Source organism: Actinophytocola xinjiangensis (genome assembly GCF_001921215.1).
Classification (GTDB): domain Bacteria; phylum Actinomycetota; class Actinomycetes; order Mycobacteriales; family Pseudonocardiaceae; genus Actinophytocola; species Actinophytocola xinjiangensis.
In genome coordinates this window covers 119,689-136,984 of sequence record NZ_MSIF01000003.1, presented here as the reverse complement: position 1 = coordinate 136,984, position 17,296 = coordinate 119,689, and the positions used below count along the sequence as shown (strand labels likewise).

Genomic DNA, 17,296 nt, shown 5'->3' with positions numbered 1-17,296 from the left:
TGGCGCATCTCCTGTGCTCCGGTCGCGAACCTCCGGTTCGAGTGACCACACTGGACAGTCCCAGGTGGACTCGGCGAGAGGGCGGCGATGACCCAGTTCGGCCTGCTGGCCCTCGTGCTGTGCGGGACGGCCGTGCTGATCCCGGTCGCCGACCGCACCCGCCTGCCCTACCCGGTCCTGGTGACCGTGTTCGGTCTGGTGCTGGCGTTGGTGCCCACCCTGCCCGGCATCGACGTGGACCCCGAGCTGATCCTGCCGCTGTTGCTGCCACCGCTGCTCTACATCGCCGCCCGGCGGACCACCTGGCACCAGTTCGCGGTCAACGCCCGGCCGATCCTGCTGCTGGCCGTGGCGCTGGTGTTCGTCACCGCGGGGGCGGTCGCCGCGGTCGCCAGCGCGGTCGTGCCGGGACTGCCGCTGGCCTCGGCGGTGGTACTCGGCGCACTGGTCGCGCCGCCGGACCCGGTGGCCACGAGCGCGGTCGGCGCGCCGCTGCACCTGCCGCGCCGGATGCTGTCCCTGTTGGAGGGTGAAGGGCTTTTCAACGACGTCACGGCCATCGTCATGTACCACGTGGCGATCGCGGCGGTGGTCACCGGGAGTTTCCACCCTGCCCGGGCCGTCGGTGAGTTCGCCCTGGCCGCGGTGATCGCCGTGGTGATCGGGTACGTGGCCGGCTGGCTGTCGGCACGGCTGGTGTCGGTGATCGGCGGCGGCGACCCGATCCCGGCGATCATCCTGTCGCTGGTGGTGCCGGCCGGGGTCTACGTGCTGGCCGACCACCTCCAGGGTTCCGGGGTGCTGGCCGTGCTGGTCTACAGCCTGTACCTGTCCGGCCGGCACGACCCCGACGACGTGGTGGGGCGGCTGACGTTCACCACGTTCTGGGGTGTGGCCGAGGTGGCCATCACCGGCATCACCTTCGGCGTGATCGGCCTGGAGTTGCGGTCGGTGCTCGGCACTCTCGACCAGGGCTGGCGCACGTTGGTCGGGCCGACGCTGCTGGTGGTCGGGACCGTCGTGGTCGTGCGGCTGCTGTGGCTGCTGCCGGTCGCGGTGATCAGCCGGGGGAAGCGGCGGGTGGATGTCGAGGGCCCGATCGGGGTGCGCGAGACGCTGGTGATGTGGTGGTCGGGGATGCGCGGGGTGACCACGATCGTGCTCGCGCTGGCGATCCCGCTGACCGCCGGCGACGGCGGGGACTTCCCCGGGCGCGCGCAGATCCTGCTGATCGCCTTCGCCGTGGTGATGGTGACGCTGGTGCTCCAGGGACTGACGCTGCCGTTCCTGGTGCGGATGCTGGGCGTCGGCGGCACCAGGGCGGCCGAGGAGAAGGCCGAGCGCCGGCTGGCCCGACGCGCCGCCAAGGCCGCGATCCGCCGGCTCGACGAGGTGGTCGAGGACGAGGACCTCCCGCAGGCCGCCGTGGAACGCCTGCGGGAGAAGTACGTCAACCTGCTGGCGATGCTGAACCCGGACATGTGGGACGAGGAGCAGCGGGAGAACGCCGAGCAGTGGAGGCACCGGGCCGGGCAGCTGCTCGCGCTCGACGCGCAGCTGCTCTCGGCCGCCCGGCAGGAGATCATCGACGCCCGGGCCGAACCGGGTATCGACCCGACGGTGGCCGACCGGATGCTCCAGAGGCTGGACCTGCAGAGCATGCGCGGCCGGCGCTGAGTCCCGTCAGTCCAGTCCGAGCACCCGCATGGCCTGGGCGGCCATGCCGGCCTCGCCGAGCGCGTTCGGGTGCACGACGACCGGGTTGGTGGTGTGCAGGACCGGCTCGATCCACCGCGTACCAACGGGTTGGCAGGCGTCGCGGCCGTGGGAGACCTGGTTCAGGTCCACATAGGTCGCCCCGGTGGCCTCGGCCGCGCGGCGCACAGCGTCGTTCAGGGTGGACTGCAGCGACCGCACGTACGGCACGTCACCCCGGGCGATCGGCATCCTGGTGAAGCAGCCGCCGGACTCCGGGACGATCCACGGGTAGCCGAGGATGGCCACCTCGGCGTTGGGCGCGTTGGCCCGGACCGCGCGCAGCGCCTGGACCAGCGACGGGTAGGTGGTGTCGCGGATGGTGTCCTCGAACAGCGAGCCGTAGATCGTCTGGCAGGGGTTGCCCAGGCCGATGGTGACGATGCCGGCCGAGCCGCAGGCCAGGATGGCGCCGATGAACACCGCGCTGTCGTTGCCGCCGATGGTCAGCGTGACCAGGTCGGTGTCCTCGCTCAGGGCGTCGACCTGGGCCGGCACGCCGGGGTACTGGGAGCTGGTGAAGTGCCTGGTCTCGGCGGCGCCGCAGGTCACGTCGACGAGGTTGGCCCCGGTCGTCGCGGCGATCACGCTCGGGTAGTTGCGCGCCGAGCGCAGGCACAGCAGCGGTGAGCCCGGTGCGGTCGGCAGTACGCCGGACGCGGCACTGTAGGAGTCGCCGAGCGCGACGTAGTCCAACGGCTCGGCGGCCGACGCGGGGACGGTGACGGTGGCGAGCGCGGTGAGCAGTGCGCTGGCGACCACGAGCAGGCGACGGGACATGGCACCCTCTCCCGGGGGAAGTTGAAAGCTACTCATGAGTAGACAACTGCCTGCCCATAGTCAACGATTCGTCGCCGTGCGTCAACGCCCCGTTTCTCGGAGGCGGGACCCGGCCGCGCGCGGGGAGGAGGACGCGCGGCCGGATCCACACGACACGGACCTCAGCGGTAGGTGATGTCCGAGGCGCTGTAGAGACAGTTGGTCCCGTCCGGACCGGTGCCGATCTGGTCCGGCTCGTCGCCGTCGTCGTTGCCGACGTACTTGCGGCAGATCACCATCGACCGGTTGGGGTCGTTGACCACCGTGATGCCCGAGAACCGCGCCGTGTCACCGTAGTTGGTGTTGATGCCGGCCACGGTGTTACCCGGCCGGGTCAGGGTGACGTTGCGCAGCACCACGTTGCGCTGGCTCTGCGACGAACAGTTGCCGCACGACCGGTAGAACGAGCCGAAGTTGCTGGCCTGGAAGTTCTGGATCGTCACCGTGCCGGGACCGTTGTGCTGGAACACCTTGTCCGACGCCGCCCGCGCGCCGCCGCCGTCGACCAGGAAGTTCGGCGAGCCGCTGCCCCGGAAGGTCGCCGCGTCCTCGCCGACGTCCTCCCACCAGACGTTGCGCAGCGTGCAGGGACCCGAGCAGTGCACGCCGTCGCCGGCCGGCGCGCCGATGATGACGTTCTGCAGCGTGGCCCCCGAGGCCAGCTGGAACATCGGGTCCTGGTCCTCCTCCTGGCCGCCGTCGCCGATGCAGCAGTAGCGCCGCAGCCCGCCGTCGAGCGTGCCGGACACCTGGATCGTGCCGTTCACCGCGACCTGCCCGGTCGGCGTCGGCCAGGTGCCCGGTGGGGGGTTCCCGCCGCCGACCGTCGCCAGCTGCCACTGCTGGTTCCAGCCGTCCAGGTCGGCGAACTGGGCGATCGGGCCACCGTCGGCGGTCGACCACTCCCACACGTCCAGCGCCTTGTTGCTGTGCCGGTTGATGAACCGCACGTACCCGCTGTCGGAGTCGGCGAGCCGGAAGTGCTGGCGGGTACTGCCGTTGTCGCTGGCCTGGACCAGACCGGTGCCGTCGGTGGCGTTGGGCATCTCCAGCAGTTTCCCGCTGTGCACGGATCTGATCTTGTAGTACCCGGATCCCGCATCCACGAACCGCCACTGCTGCACGGCGAGGTCGTTGCGGGCGAACTGGACGATCGGCGCGCCGTCGTTGGTCGCCCAGTTGTACACGTCCATCGCCTTGCCGCTGTGGCGGGAGACGAACACGTAGGTGGCCCCGGTGTCGACGCTGGCGGCCGCGGCCGGCGCCGCGCCGGTCACCCCGAGCAGGCCGGCCCCGAGTGCGGTCACACCGGCGATGACCGCCGCCCGCACGGATGGACCACGGTTGCGCAGGCTCATTGAGGCCTCCTCGGCTGGGTGGACACACGTGTGATCAGGCTAAGGACGAGGAGGTGGACAATCGCGCGCCGCGCGTGGACTTTGCCGGCCGGTGGCGTGGCCCGATCGACTCCGACTCGTGACCGGTCGCTGGCAACGCGATCCGTACGGTCTTGCGTCTATCCCGCATGACACTGGGAGGACACATGAAGCGCGGACTGGTGGGCGTCGCGCTGGTGCTGGGGGTCGCCGCCGGGCTGGCGGCCTGTACCGGCAGCAGCGGCGGCCCGGCGATGAGCAGCGACTCCGCCAGCGGGGGCGAGGCCCAGATGGCGCCGGCGGAGGCCGCGAAGCCGGGGGCGGAGGCTGACCAGTCGGGGGAGGTGGCACCGGTGAAGAAGGTCGAACAGCCCGGTGTGGACCGGAAACTGGTGCGCACGGCCAACCTCGCGTTGTCGGCGCCGTCGGTCGCCGAGGTCGTCGACGGCGCGCGGGGCATCGCCGCCACCGAGGGCGGCTACGCCGGTCGCGAGGAGGTCAGGGAGGAGTCCGCCACGCTCACCCTGCACATCCCGTCCGACCGCTTCGACGCGGCGTTGGGGGAGTTGTCGGAGCTGGGTGAGGTGGTGTCCCGCGACCAGACGGCCGAGGACGTCACCGAGCAGGTCGTCGACCTGGACAGCCGGGTCGCCACCCAGCGGGCCAGCGTCGACCGGGTGCGGGCGCTGCTGGCCAGGGCGGGCACGGTCGAGGAGATCGTGCGGATCGAGCAGGAGGTGACCGCGCGGGAGGCGGAACTGGAGTCGCTGACCCAGCGCCGGCAGGCACTGGGTGGGCAGGTCGCGATGTCCACCGTCACCATCGCGGTGAGCCGGGACGACACCGCACCGCCGCCGGTGGAGACGGAGGAGGAGTCGAGCGGGTTCGTCGCCGGCCTGTCCGACGGCTGGGACGCCTTCCTCGGCGCCGGCGGCGTGTTGCTGCGGGTGCTGGGCGCGGTGCTGCCGTTCGTGCTGGTGCTGGCGATTCCCGGGGTGCCGCTGGTGCGCTGGTGGCGCCGTCGCCGCGCGGCGGTGGCGAACGCGGCGGTGGCGCCGGCGGTGCCGCAGCCGTGAGATGGTGGGGCCGGGGGTTGCCCGGCCCCACCTCCCCCGGTCGTGCCTAGCTCAGGCCGTAGGCCCGGTCGATGGTCTGGTCAACGGTGTTGCCGTTGACGTCGACCGCCTTGGCGCGCAGGGTGATCGCGCCGGTGGAGTCACTCAGCCCCGGGTGCTCGATGACGCCACTGAACGCGCCGCCCCGGTGCCGCATCTGGATCTTCTGCCAGGTCCTGCCGTCGTCCGCGCTGGTCCACAGCTCCAGCGAACGCAGTTTCGGCGCTGCCAGGCCGTTTCCGTAGAACCCGTCGACCGTGATCCGCTCCGACGAACCGGCCTTGACCGTGTTGGCCAGGTCGAGGTCGAGGTCGTAGCGCAGTCGCAGGATCTTGTCGGCGCCACACGGTTCGGCCCTGCCCAGCGCCAGCTGTCCGGTGCAGGACGCGAACTGCGACTCACTCGGCCGCTGTGAGCGGAACGTGTAGGTCGAGTTCGTGGTCGCGCTGTAGCGCGCCTGCGGGAACGGCTTGGTGGCGGCCCGGTGCTCCAGCCGGTAGGTACCGACCTCGGCCGGGACGTCGAACGTGTCGACCGGGATCCGCAGCAGGAAGAAGATCACCGAGATCAGGTAGCCTCGGGTTTTGCGAACGAACTCCTGGTCGCCGCTGGTCAGCCGGTACTCCTCCGTGCGGAGCTGCCCACTGTTGTGGCCGGCGGGGTCGGGCGTGTTGGTGCCGACGACCAGCGTGTCGCCCGCGCGGCACGTGTAGCACGACGTGGACACCCACGGGTTGTCGGACACGTTCGGCTTCAGCGAGATCGGCCCGGTGGACAGTGGCCGCGAGTTCCACGTCTCGGTGCGGCTGCCCGCCTTGTCGAACACCTCCAGTTGTGTGTAGGTCGGACCGTAGTTGTAGGGCGCCAACTCGTCGAAGGTGTAGGTGACCGTCTGATCCCAGATCAGGTCCTCCGACACCGGGCCGACGTACTCGGTGAGCGTGCTCTGCGACCGCTGGGCCGGGGTGGTGATGATCCCCGCGACCAGCATGTCGACGTTCTTGCCGGAGGTGCGCTGGGAGACGGTTCCCGGCGCGTCGGCGTGGAAGCGGTGCTCACGCTGGTAAACCTCCCGCGCGCCGACCTCGTGGCGCAGGTCCCGGGGAACCCTGGCGGTGTCGGAGAAGGCGAGCTGGTACTGGTACGGCGATGTCGCCACACCGTCGGTGTCCAGCCGCACCTCGCCGCGCCCCAACCGGTCGAGCAGCATCCGCGCCTCGACGGTCGGGATACCCATCGTCGGGACGGCGAAGGGGGTGTTGGCGTAGGCGTACCCGACCATCACGTGCCCGCGCGGACCGTAGGCGAGCACACCGGCCGCCCCGGTCTTCGCGACCTCGGCGACCCGGTCGACCGCCTCCGGCGCGCACAGCGTCTCCTGGCAGAACTCCGACAGGTCGACCAGGACCAGCGCGCCGTGTGCGTTCACCCCGGCCAGGTCGGCCGCCGTGCCGGTGCCGCCGTCGACCAGCGGCAGGGTGCGCCGCCCGTCGAGCCGGGTCACGTTGGTGGCGTTGCCGCTCTGGTACCGGGCGTGCACGACCGGCCCGCGTTTGCCGGCCACCGACATACGGATCGGTGGCGCGCCGAGCAGGTGCTGGCTGAACGACTGCAACGAGCCGAGGCGGACCCGGTCGGTCGGCAGCATCCAGCCGTAGCTGCCCTCGGACGGGTTGGCGTTGCCGGTGACCTGGACACCACCGACGTTGCCGGCGCCAAGGCGGAGCATCCCGAAGATCGACGCGTAGTCCTCGCTGGCCTTCGGGGTCGTGACCTCGATCCGCTGGATCCCGCGCAGGTCGAGGGTCACCGTGGTGTCGCCTGTGACGTCGAACTCGGGCCGCAGACCGGCGGCGGTGTTGTAGCCGTTCTCGTCGTACCAGCCGATCAGGGTCGACATGGTGTGCTTGCCGGCGTGCAGTCGCGCCGTCGTCTCGATGGCGCCGTCCGCCTGGACCGTCATGGTGCGGTCGCGCCGGCCGTCGTCACGGGTGTAGGCGACGAACTGGACCGCGTTCGCCGGGGCGCCCTCGGGCAGCAGGATCTTGCCGGTGACCGTGAACGACTCCGGCTCCGTGTAGAAGCCGATCGCCGCACCGACCTCGACCCCGTCGCCGCTGGCGCGCAGCGCGCCCTCGTACCAGGTGGGGTCGCCCAGTGTGGGGTCGACGGTGACCTCGACCTTCGCCGAGTCGTTGGCCGGGATGGTGATCTCGTCCTGACCGAGCCGGACCATGCCTTCCGGCGCGGGGCCGGACTCGGCGGACAGCGACGCCGACAGGGAAAGCGTCACCGGCTCGTCGGAGGTGTTGACCAGGCCGACGGTCCTGGAGATCGGCCCGGTCTGCGGGTGGGCGAGCTGACCGAAGTCGAGGTTGCCGGTGGCGTACACCTGCTGGGTGAGCGCCCGGGGGACGTCCACCCGCCCGGCGCCCTGCTCGTAGCTGCGGTGGCCGGCGTCCTTGGCTGTGCTGACCAGCACCGGCTTGAGCTCGGCGGCGGTCCACTCCGGGTTCTTCTGGGCGAGGATCGCGGCCGCGCCGGCGACGTGCGGGGAGGCCATCGACGTTCCGCTGGCGCTCATGTAGCGGGCGCCGGGGTCGCCGCCCAGGATGCTGGGCTCGGACCGAGCGGCCGTGATCGCCACGCCCGGCGCGGCGATGTCCGGCTTGAGGCCGAAGTCGCCGCGACGCGGACCCCTGCTGGAGAACGAGGCCATCGAGTCGTCCCGGTTGACGGCGGCGACGCTCAGTGCCGCGTCGGCGACGCTGGGCGCGCCGACCGTCTGCGGGCCGGGGCCGCTGTTGCCGGCGGCGACGACGAACAGTGAGCCGTACTGGGCGGTGAGGTTGTTGACCGCCTGGCTCTGCGGGTCGGTGCCGTCGGTGGGGCCGCTGCCCAGGCTCATGTTGATCACGTCGGCGCCGTTGGCGGCGGCCCACTCCATGCCGGCGAGCACGTCGCGGCTGGTGCCGGTGCCGCCGTCACGCAGGACCTTGCCGATCATCAGCGAGGCGCCGGGGGCGACACCACGGTACCTGCCGTCGGAGGCCTTGCCGCTGCCGGCGACGATGGACGCCACGTGGGTGCCGTGGCCGAAACCGTCGTGGATCGACGCGTCGACCGTGAAGTTCTCCGAGGCGATGACCCGGCCCTCGAAGTCGGGGTGGTCGAAGTCGAGCCCGGTGTCCAGGACAGCGACCTTGACGCCCTTGCCGTCGTAGCCGCCGCGCCAGGCCTCCGGTGCGCCGATCTGGGCGGTGCTGCGGTCCAGTGTCGGGGTGACCCGCCGGTCCATCCAGACCTTGGCCAACCCGGCGTCCAGGGTGGTGGCGCCCCGGTTGGCCGTGGCCGGACCGGTGATCGCCGACCAGAACTCGCCGGCCCTGTCCTTGTCGATGTCCAGGCCCGCGCCGCGCACGCTCGCGAGCGGGGTGACGTCGCTGCTGGCCGGCAGGGCGTCGGCCCTGGCCGACAGGGCGCCGGCGGAGCGGACGGACGCGCCGTACTGGGCGATGACCGGCAGGGCGTCGGTGGCATCGTCACCGAAGCCGTTCTCCGCCAGGTAGGCCACGTCGAACAGGGTGCGGTCGAGCTTGCCGGAATTGATCAGGGGCAGGGCGTCGGAGGGGTAGACGTAGTACGCGTCGCCGTCGGGCACCGACAGGAACCCGACGCCGTGACGGTCGGGACCGGCGGCCGGCGACATCGCCACCCGGGTCTTCCCGTCCCGGTCCACTGTGTACTCGACAACGTCGCCGGTGAGCAGGGTGACCGTCGTCGTCGCACCACCGGCGGGTGCGGCGGGAACCGGAACTGTCGGGACCGTGGCTGATGGATCGGCTGCACCCGCGACCGCTCCCGACAGGCTGAGCGCGGCGATGGTCGTGGTGACGACCGCGCCGCGTAACCGCCATTGTCGACGTCTCATGAGAGCTCCTTTGCTGGCAGGACGTCTGGACATGACTGTTCGAACATGGCCAATGAACGTCAGTGATCGGAAGCTCTCGCAGTGGCGCGTTGTCGTCACCGACGTGAATACGCCGTCACCAGGGCCGCGGTCGGTGCGACCGGCATCAGCCGCGAGAGGTGGGGCCGGGAGACCCGGCCCCACCTCCCGGTGGACCCCTTACCTCAGGCCGTAGGCCCGGTCGATGGTCTGGTCAACGGTGTTGCCGTTGACGTCGACCGCCTTGGCGCGCAAGGTGATCGCGCCGGTGGAATCGCGCAGCGACGGGTGTTCGATGGTGCCGGTGAACTCGCCGTCGCGTTGGTGCGTACGGATCTTCTGCCAGGTCCTGCCGTCGTCCGCGCTCGCCCACAGTTCGAGCGAACGCAGCTTCGGCGCGGCCAGACCGTTTCCGTAGAGGCCGCGAACGGTGATCCGCTGCGACGAGCCGGCCCTGGCGGTGTTGTCCAGGGCGAGCTGGGTGTCGTAGCCCAGTCGCAGCATCGTGTCCGCGACACAGGGTTCCGCCCGGCCGAGCACGGTCTGCCCGATGCAGGACGCGAACCGCGACTCGCTGGCCCGCTCGGACGAGAAGGTGTAGGTCGAGTTCTCGGTCCCGCTGTAGCGCATCTGGGGGAAGGGCTTGTCGATCGTCCGGTGATGGAGCTGGTAGGTGTTGCGCTCCGCCGGAACGTCGAACGTGACGACCTTGACACGGAGGAGGAAGAACAGGGCGTTGACCAGGAAGCCCCGCTCCTTCAGCTCGATCTCCTCACCGTCCATGGTCAGCCGGTACTCCTCCTTGCGAGTGTTGCCACCGCTGTGGCCGGCGGGGTCGAGCGTGTTGGGGCCGAAGACGAACATGTCGCCCGCCCGGCAGGTGTAGCAGGTGCTCGTCACCCACGGGTTGCCGAGCAGCTCCCGGGGCGTGGAGGGCGGCGCGGTGGTCAGCGGACGGGAGTTCCACGTCTCGGTCCTGCTGCCCTTCGTGGCGAACACGTCCAGGCTGCCGTAGCCGGGGCCGTAGTTCAGACCGCCGACCAGCTCGTCGTAGGTGTAGCTCACCGACCGCGCCCAGAGCAGGTCCTTCGACACCGGGCCGACGTAGTCGGTGAGGGTGCTCTGTGCCCTGCGCGGTGCGGTCCCGATGTTCCCGGCCACGCTCATCCGGACGTTCATCCCGGAGTAGGTCTGGGAGTACGTCGACGGAGCGTCGGAGTGGAACCGGTGGTCGATCCGGTACAGGTCACGTTCGGCCACCTCGTGCCGCAGGTCTGCGGGAACTCGGGTGGGGTCGGAGAACGCGAGGTGGTACCGGTACGGCGAGGTCGCCGTGCCACGGGTGTCGATCCGCACCTGACCCTGTGCCAGCCGGTCGAGCAGCATCCGGGCCTCGTCGGTCGGGATGCTCATCGCCGGGAGGCTGAAGATCGGATACCCTCCGGTCCCGAGCATGACATGACCACGAGGACCGTAGGCGAGCACCGCCGCGGCCCCGGTCTTCGCGACCTCGGCGACCCGGTCGGCCGTCTCGCGTGCGCAGAGTGTCTGCTGGCAGAACTCGGACAGGTCGACCAGTACGAGCGCGCCGCGTGCGTTCACCCCGGCCAGGTCGGCCGCCGTGCCGGTGCCGCCGTCGACCAGCGGCAGGGTGCGCCGTCCGTCCAGCCGCGGTGTGCTGGGCGAGTCGGGGCTGGTGTACCGCCCGTGCAGCCGGGGCCCGCGCTTGCCGGCCACCGTCATCTCGATCGGCTGCGCGCCGAGCACGTGCTGGCTGAACGACTGCAGAATGCCGATGTCGACCGTGTCGGTCGGCAGCATCCAGCCCTCCATGCCTTCGGCGGGGGCGGCACTCGCGGTGGCCTGCACGCCACCGACATTGCCGGCACCCAGTCGCAGGATCCCGAAGATCGACGTGTAGTCCACGGCGTCCTTGGGTGTGTCGACCTCGATCCGCTGTATCCGGCGCAGGTCGATGGTCACCGTGGTGTCGCCCGTGACGTCGAACTCCGGCTTCATGCCGACGGCGTTGTTGTAGCCGTTCTCGTCGACCCAGCCGATCAGGACGGAGGCGGTGTGCCTGCCGCCGTGCAGTCGGGCCGTCGTCTCGACCGCCGGCGCGGCGCGCACGGACATGGTCCGGTCGAGCCGACCGTCGTCGCGGGTGAAGAAGAAGGCCTGGACCGAGTCCACCGGCACGCCGTCCGGCAGGATCACCTTTCCGGTGACCTCGAAGGACTCCGGCTCCTTGTAGAAGCCGATGGCCGCGCCGACCTCGATGCCCTGGGCACTGGCGCGCAGCGCACCCTCGTACCAGGTCGGCTCACCGATGGTGGGATCGACGGTGACGGTGACCTTCGCGGAGCCGTTGGCGGGGACCGTGACCTGGTCCTGATCAATCGCCAGCATGCCGTCCGGCGCCGGGCCGGCCTCGGTGGACAGCGACGCCGACAGGTCCAGGGTCACCGGCTCGTCGGAGTCGTTGACGAAGCCGACGGTCTGGTCGACCTTCTCGGTCTGCGGGTGGGCGAGCTGACCGAAGTCGAGGTTGCCGGTGGCGTACACCTGCTGGCTGAGGGCGCGGGGGATGTCGACTCGCCCGGCGCCCTGCTCGTAGCTGCGGTGGCCGGCGTCCTTGGCGGTGCTGACCAGCACGGGCTTCAGCTTGCCGGCGGTCCACTCCGGGTTCTTCTGGGCGAGGATCGCGGCCGCGCCGGCGACGTGCGGGGAGGCCATCGACGTGCCGTTCGCGCTCATATAGCGGGCGCCCGGGTCGCCGCCCATGATGCTGGGTTCGGACCGGGCCGCGGTGATCCCCACACCGGGGGCCGCGATGTCGGGCTTGAGGCCGAAGTCGCCGATCCGCGGGCCCCTGCTGGAGAACGAGGCCATCGAGTCGTTCCGGTCGACGGCGGCGACACTCAGTGCCGCGTCGGCGACGCCCGGCGCACCGAGCGTCTGCGGCCCGGGGCCGCTGTTGCCGGCGGCGACGACGAACAGTGAGCCGTACTGGGCGGTGAGGTTGTTGACCGCCTGGCTCTGCGGATCGGTGCCGTCGGTTCGGCCGCCGCCCAGGCTCATGTTGACGACGTCGGCGCCGTTGGCGGCCGCCCACTCCATGCCCGCGATCACGGCGCTGCTGGAGCCGGTGCCGAGGTCGCCGAGGACCTTGCCGATCATCAGCGAGGCGCCGGGGGCGACGCCACGGTAGCGGCCGTCGGAGGCCTTGCCGCTGCCGGCGACGATGGACGCGACGTGGGTGCCGTGGCCGAAACCGTCGTGGATCGACGCGTCGACCGTGAAGTTCTCCGAGGCGATGACCCGGCCCTCGAAGTCGGGGTGGTCGAAGTCGAGCCCGGTGTCCAGGACGGCGACCTTGACGCCGGTGCCGTCGTAGCCGCTCTTCCAGGCTTGCGGTGCGCCGATCTGGGCGGTGCTGCGGTCGAGCGTGGGGGTGACCCGGCGGTCCATCCACACCTTGCTCAGCCCGGCGTCGAGCGTGGTCGCGCCGGCCCGGCTGTTCTTGGCGGAGCCGGTGATCGCCGACCAGAACTCGCCGGCCTCGTCCTTGGCGATGTCGATGCCGGCGCCGCGCACGCTGGCCAGCGGGATGACGTCGTCGCTGGCCGGCAGGGCGTCGGCCCTGGCCGACAGGGCGCCGGCGGAGCGGACGGACGCGCCGTACTGGGCGATGACCGGCAGGGCGTCGGTCGCGTCGTCACCGAAGCCGTTCTCCGCGAGGTAGGCCACGTCGAACAGGGTCGGGTCGAGCCGGCCCGAGTTGATCAGGGGCAGGGCGTCGGTGGGGTAGACGTAGTACGCGTCGCCCTCGGGCACCGACATGAAGCCGACGCCGAGGCGGTCGGGGTTCGAGACCGGTGACAGCGCGACCCGGCGCTGGCCGTTTCGATCCACTGTGTACTCGACGACGTCCCCGGTGAGCAGGGTGACCGTCGTGCTCGCCCCGGAGGCGGGTGCGGCGGGGGCTGGAACCGTCGGGGGATCGGTGGGTGGATCGGCTGAACCCGCGACCGCGCCCGACAGGCCGAGCGCGGCGATGGTCGTTGTCACGACCGCGCCGCGTAACCGCCATTGTCGACGTCTCATGGGTGCTCCTTCGCTGGCATGACGTCTGGAGATGACCGGACGAAGATGTCCAATGACGTCAGGGAGCGGAAGATCTCGCTGTGGCGCGTTGTCGTCACCGACGTGAACACGCCGTGACTGGCGGCGTGCGCCGGTGCAAGATCGGTACATGTTGGACGTACTCGGGCTCGACCCCACCGGTCAGCTGGTCTACCAGTCGCTCATCCGCCAGCCGGGCACGTCCGTCGAGTCGCTGGCGACCATGACCAGGCTCAGTCCGCAACAGATCCAGGATTCGCTCGATTCGTTGGAAACCCTGGGTCTCGCCAGCCGGATGCCGGGACTGCTGGCGCGGTTCACCCCGGCGCCGCCGGAGGTCGCCCTGGAAACCCTGATCGAGCAGAAGGAGTCGGAACTGCGGCGGGCGCGGGTGGCCGCCGCGCAGATCTCCGAGACCTACCGCCGTGCGGCGTCAACCCGCCACCCAGCCGAACTGGTCGAGATCATCACTGGGCGGGAGGCGGTGGAGCAGCGGGCCGTCCAGCTGATGCACGGCGTCCAGACGGAGTTGTGCGGCACCGACCGGCCACCGCACGTCGGCGACCCGATCCGGACCAACCAGACCGAACTCGTCACTCTCGCCAGGGGGGTGACCTACCGGGTGATCTACGACCAGGCCACGGTCGAGATCCCCGGCTGGTGGACGGGCCACTACGAGTCGGTCGCGGCCGCCGGGGAACAGGCCAGGGTGATGTCGGGCGTGCCGGTGAAGATGTTCGTCGCCGACCGCAGGCTGGCGCTGGTGGCGATGCAGGCCGACGGGGACACCATCGAGGCCTGCGTCATCGTGCACCCCTCGGAGTTGCTCGACGCGCTGTGCTCGCTGTTCGAGGCGTTGTGGCGCCAGGCCGTGCCGATTTCCTCGGACAACGGCACACCGCCGACGGTGGCCGGCCACCTGGTGCCGACCGCGTTCGAGGCGACGCTCGTCGCCCTGCTCACCGCCGGGCTCGGTGACGAGGCGATCAGCCGGCAGACCGGTCTGTCGTACCGGACGTTGCAGCGGCGGGTGCGGCAGATGATGGACCGGCTCGGCGCGCGGACCCGGTTCCAGGCCGGGTTGCGGGCCGCGTTCCACGGCTGGGTACAGCCGCCGGACCTGCCGGACTGAGCGCGCTCACCGGCCGTCGGCGATGGCGATCAGGCTGATCAGCTGGTGGCGGAAATGGTCGTAGTCCTCGACCGAACCGAGCAGCCGCTCGGACTCGCGTTCGGCCGTGCGCGCGGCGGCCAGCGCCGTCGCGCCCAGTCCGGTGATCCCGACGATCGTGCGCCGGCGGTCGTCGGGATCCAGTTCGCGCACGACGTGGCCGGTGCGCCCGAGCCGTTCGATCGTGCGGCTCATGGTCTGGTCGGTCACCCGGCACAGCTTGGCGAGCTGTCGTTGGGACAGCTCGCCGTCGGCCAGGTGGTGCAGCGCGATGAGCCCGGCGTGGGTCAGGTCGAGCCCGGCGAGGTAGTGGTCGAACCGCGCCTCGACCATCCGGGCGGCCACCGACAGCAGCCGCCCGGTCGGCCAGGTGTCCACATCGGAGCGCATGTCCTCGGCGTCAACAGCCACCCGGCCATCCTCTCACCGCCCCGGCTCAGCCGACGGGGGTCCCGTACGGCATGCCGGTGACCGGGTCGCCGCCGGCGGCCAGCGCCGAGGCGATCGCGGCGGCGGCCGGCGGGTAGGCCAGCTCACCGAGCCCGCCGATCGGCGCGGTGGACGGCACGATCGCCACGTCGATGTCCGGGCAGTCGGTGATCCTGGCCCACGCGTAGTCACCGAACGTGGACTCGACGACCGCGCCGGCGCGCACCGTGACCTGCGCTCCGAGCACAGTGGACACCGCGTCCATGATCCCGCCCTCGACCTGGGCCCGCACACCGGAGGGGTGCACGGCCACCCCGACGTCGACCGCGGCGTGCACGCCGACCACCCGACGCCGCGTCGGGTCGGCGGTCACGACGACCGCGATCGCCGAGCCGTAGTCCAGGTGGCAGGCCACGCCCCTGGTCAGCGGCGCGTCGACCCCACGGGTCCAGTTGGCCCGCGCGGCGGCGACGTCGAGCACCCGGCGCAGCCGGGAGTCGGCCGGCAGCAGCCGCCGCCGCAGGTCCACCTGGTCGTGCCCGCCCCGGCCGGCGATCTCGGACAGGAAACACTCCTCGGCGTAGCCGAACTGGCCGGCGTACACCGAACGCCAGAACCCGGTTCGCAGCGGCGACTCCCGCAGCAGTACCGACACCTCGCCGGGCACGGTGTACGGGAAGTGGTCGCCGCTGGCGCGCACGATCGCCGGGTTGTTGAACACCGGCAGCACGGTCAGCGGCCAGGTCACCACCTCGTGGTGGCGGCCGACCGGGACGCCCTCGGCGTCGAGCGTGGCGCTGAGCCGGTGTACCGACATCGGGCGGTAGGAGTCGTGGCGGGTGTCGTCGACGCGGGTCCAGCGCACGGTCACCGGCCGACCGGTCGCGCGCGAGCAGGCGATGGCCTCGGCCACCGGGTCCGGCTCGATGCGCCGGCCGAACGCGCCGCCGGCGAGCGTGGCGTTCACCAGCACGGACGCCTCCGGCAGGCCGAGCTGGCGGGCCAGTTGGGTGGCCAGCCCGCCGGGGTCCTGGTGCGGCGCCCACACCCGAAGACCGTCGGCCGTGACGTGCGCGGTCGCGTTCATCGGCTCCATCGGCGCGTGCGCGAGCAGCGGCAGCCGGTAGACCCGCTGGAGGTCGCCGGGCGGTGCCGCCGGCAGCGCGGCGGCCAGGTCCGCGAGCCATTCGCGGCTGTCCGCGTCCGGGGTGCCGCCCCGCCAGGTGACCCGCAGCGTCTCCCGGCCGCGCAGCGCGGCGGCGGTCGACCCGGCGACCACCGCGACCCCGCCCTGGCCGGCGCCCGGCGGGTCCAGGCGGACGACCGCGACCACGCCGGGCACCGCCAGCGCCCCGGTGTCCTCGACCGACTCGACCAGCGCGCCGATCCACGGCGGCCGCGCGACGACGGCGACCAGGCCGCCCTCGGGCCGGGTGTCGATGCCGTAGTGGGCGCGGCCGGTGACGATGTCGCGCGCGTCGGCCCGCCCGGCGCGGGTGCGCCCGATGAGCCGCCAGTCCTGCGGCGGGGTCAGGGTGACCGGGACGGTGGCCGGGTCGAGCGCGGCGGCGTCGGCGACCAGGTCGCGGTAGGGCAGTGGCCGGTGGCGCGGGTGGGTGACCCGCCCGTCCCGGGCGGCGCACTCCTCAGCCGGCACGTCCCAGTGCGCGGCCGCGGCGGCGACCAGCAGGCAGCGGGCGGTGGCCGAGGCCGTGCGCAGCGGTTGCGCGAGCTGGCGGGCGGAGGTGGAGTTGGCGATGCCCTGGGGGCCGTAGGTCGCGGTGTCGCCCGGCGCCTGCTCCAGGGTCACGTCGGCGACGCCGACCGCGAGTTCCTCGGCCACCAGCACCGCCGCGAGGGTCCGCACGCCCTGGCCGGTGTCCGGCTTGGGCACGGTGGCCACGATCGTGCCCCGGCGGTCGACCCGGACGAACACGGTCGGCGCGAGCGGTCCGCCGCCGCCGGTGGTGGCGCCGGCCGGGACCGGCGCGGACACGGCGACCACCAGCGCGCCGGCGGTGCCGAGGAAGGAGCGTCGGGTGATCATCGGTCACCTCGCGCGAGTTCGGCGGCCCGGCGCACGGCGGCCCGGATCCTGGGGTAGGTGCCGCACCGGCACACGTTGTCCCGCAACGCCTCGGCGATCTGCTCGTCGTCGGGGTCGGGTGTCCTGGCGAGCAAGGCGACGGCCGCCATGATCTGTCCTGGCTGGCAGTAGCCGCACTGGGCGACGTCCAGTTCGAGCCACGCGCGCTGCACGGCGTGGTCGCCGCGCGCGGACAGGCCCTCGATGGTGGTGATCCTGGTGTGCTCGGACTCCTCGACCGTCCGTACGCACGGGCGCGCGGCCTGCCCGTCGACCAGGGAGACGCACGCCCCGCAGGCGCCGACCCCGCAGCCGTACTTCGGCCCGGTCAGGCCGAGTTCCTCGCGCAGTGCCCACAGCAGCGGGGTGTCCCCGGGGACCCGTACCTCCCGCTGCCGGCCGTTGACGTGCAATCGATACCGGTCCACCGTATCGCCCTCCGTCAGGCGCGCCGTGTCGGCCCGCGTGATT

10 protein-coding genes are annotated in these 17,296 nt (G+C 71.8%); 3 read left to right on the top strand and 7 right to left on the bottom strand.

Annotated features, from left to right (window positions below):
* Window positions 1-87: 87 nt before the first annotated feature.
* Window positions 88-1,677, top strand: coding sequence for a Na+/H+ antiporter (locus BLA60_RS08430; RefSeq protein WP_075132232.1), 1,590 nt, complete (start codon window positions 88-90; stop codon window positions 1,675-1,677).
* 6 nt (window positions 1,678-1,683) lie between these two features.
* On the opposite strand, the gene BLA60_RS08425 is transcribed toward BLA60_RS08430, so the two are convergent.
* Together BLA60_RS08425 and BLA60_RS45365 are read right to left on the bottom strand one after the other, a co-directional pair.
* A complete protein-coding gene (locus BLA60_RS08425; protein ID WP_075132231.1) occupies window positions 1,684-2,535 on the bottom strand; it encodes an SGNH/GDSL hydrolase family protein in 852 nt (283 codons plus the stop codon).
* A 161-nt stretch (window positions 2,536-2,696) separates the two neighbouring features.
* Complete coding sequence (locus BLA60_RS45365) at window positions 2,697-3,932, bottom strand: pectate lyase (protein ID WP_075132230.1); 1,236 nt, start codon at window positions 3,930-3,932, stop codon at window positions 2,697-2,699.
* A gap of 185 nt (window positions 3,933-4,117) precedes the next feature.
* On the opposite strand from BLA60_RS45365, the gene BLA60_RS08415 reads away from it, so the two are divergent.
* Complete coding sequence (locus BLA60_RS08415; RefSeq protein WP_211288649.1) at window positions 4,118-5,026, top strand: DUF4349 domain-containing protein; 909 nt, start codon at window positions 4,118-4,120, stop codon at window positions 5,024-5,026.
* 46 nt (window positions 5,027-5,072) lie between these two features.
* Here the strand turns inward: BLA60_RS08415 and BLA60_RS08410 are convergent, their stop codons facing one another.
* On the bottom strand, window positions 5,073-8,996 hold the full coding sequence (locus BLA60_RS08410) for a S8 family peptidase (protein WP_162292924.1): 3,924 nt from the start codon (window positions 8,994-8,996) through the stop codon (window positions 5,073-5,075).
* Window positions 8,997-9,194: 198 nt separating this feature from the next.
* A complete protein-coding gene (locus tag BLA60_RS08405; RefSeq protein WP_162292923.1) occupies window positions 9,195-13,121 on the bottom strand; it encodes a S8 family peptidase in 3,927 nt (1,308 codons plus the stop codon).
* A 148-nt stretch (window positions 13,122-13,269) separates the two neighbouring features.
* Here BLA60_RS08405 and BLA60_RS08400 point away from each other — a divergent pair, with 148 nt between their 5' ends.
* On the top strand, window positions 13,270-14,271 hold the full coding sequence (locus tag BLA60_RS08400) for a hypothetical protein (RefSeq protein WP_075132227.1): 1,002 nt from the start codon (window positions 13,270-13,272) through the stop codon (window positions 14,269-14,271).
* 6 nt (window positions 14,272-14,277) lie between these two features.
* On the opposite strand, the gene BLA60_RS08395 is transcribed toward BLA60_RS08400, so the two are convergent.
* Genes BLA60_RS08395 through BLA60_RS08385 form a run of 3 tightly spaced genes read right to left on the bottom strand, consistent with a single transcriptional unit; the run spans window position 14,278 to window position 17,253 of the window.
* Window positions 14,278-14,721, bottom strand: coding sequence for a MarR family winged helix-turn-helix transcriptional regulator (locus BLA60_RS08395; protein ID WP_245811887.1), 444 nt, complete (start codon window positions 14,719-14,721; stop codon window positions 14,278-14,280).
* A gap of 25 nt (window positions 14,722-14,746) precedes the next feature.
* The gene (locus BLA60_RS08390) at window positions 14,747-16,786 is read right to left on the bottom strand and encodes a xanthine dehydrogenase family protein molybdopterin-binding subunit (protein ID WP_075132225.1); all 2,040 of its coding nucleotides are present in this window, start codon (window positions 16,784-16,786) and stop codon (window positions 14,747-14,749) included.
* Entirely contained in the window at window positions 16,783-17,253 is a 471-nt protein-coding gene (locus BLA60_RS08385; protein ID WP_075132224.1) for a (2Fe-2S)-binding protein, read from the bottom strand. The genes BLA60_RS08390 and BLA60_RS08385 overlap by 4 nt, the downstream gene beginning before the upstream one ends.
* Between the last annotated feature and the right edge of the window lie 43 nt (window positions 17,254-17,296).

Excerpts from the sequence above, each read along its gene's own strand:
- BLA60_RS08430 (WP_075132232.1), top strand. The coding sequence starts at position 88 with ATGACCCAGTTCGGCCTGCTGGCCCTCGTGCTGTGCGGGACGGCCGTG.
- BLA60_RS08425 (WP_075132231.1), bottom strand. The coding sequence starts at position 2,535 with ATGTCCCGTCGCCTGCTCGTGGTCGCCAGCGCACTGCTCACCGCGCTC.
- BLA60_RS45365 (WP_075132230.1), bottom strand. The coding sequence starts at position 3,932 with ATGAGCCTGCGCAACCGTGGTCCATCCGTGCGGGCGGCGGTCATCGCC.
- BLA60_RS08415 (WP_211288649.1), top strand. The coding sequence starts at position 4,118 with ATGAAGCGCGGACTGGTGGGCGTCGCGCTGGTGCTGGGGGTCGCCGCC.
- BLA60_RS08410 (WP_162292924.1), bottom strand. The coding sequence starts at position 8,996 with ATGAGACGTCGACAATGGCGGTTACGCGGCGCGGTCGTCACCACGACC.
- BLA60_RS08405 (WP_162292923.1), bottom strand. The coding sequence starts at position 13,121 with ATGAGACGTCGACAATGGCGGTTACGCGGCGCGGTCGTGACAACGACC.
- BLA60_RS08400 (WP_075132227.1), top strand. The coding sequence starts at position 13,270 with ATGTTGGACGTACTCGGGCTCGACCCCACCGGTCAGCTGGTCTACCAG.
- BLA60_RS08390 (WP_075132225.1), bottom strand. The coding sequence starts at position 16,786 with ATGATCACCCGACGCTCCTTCCTCGGCACCGCCGGCGCGCTGGTGGTC.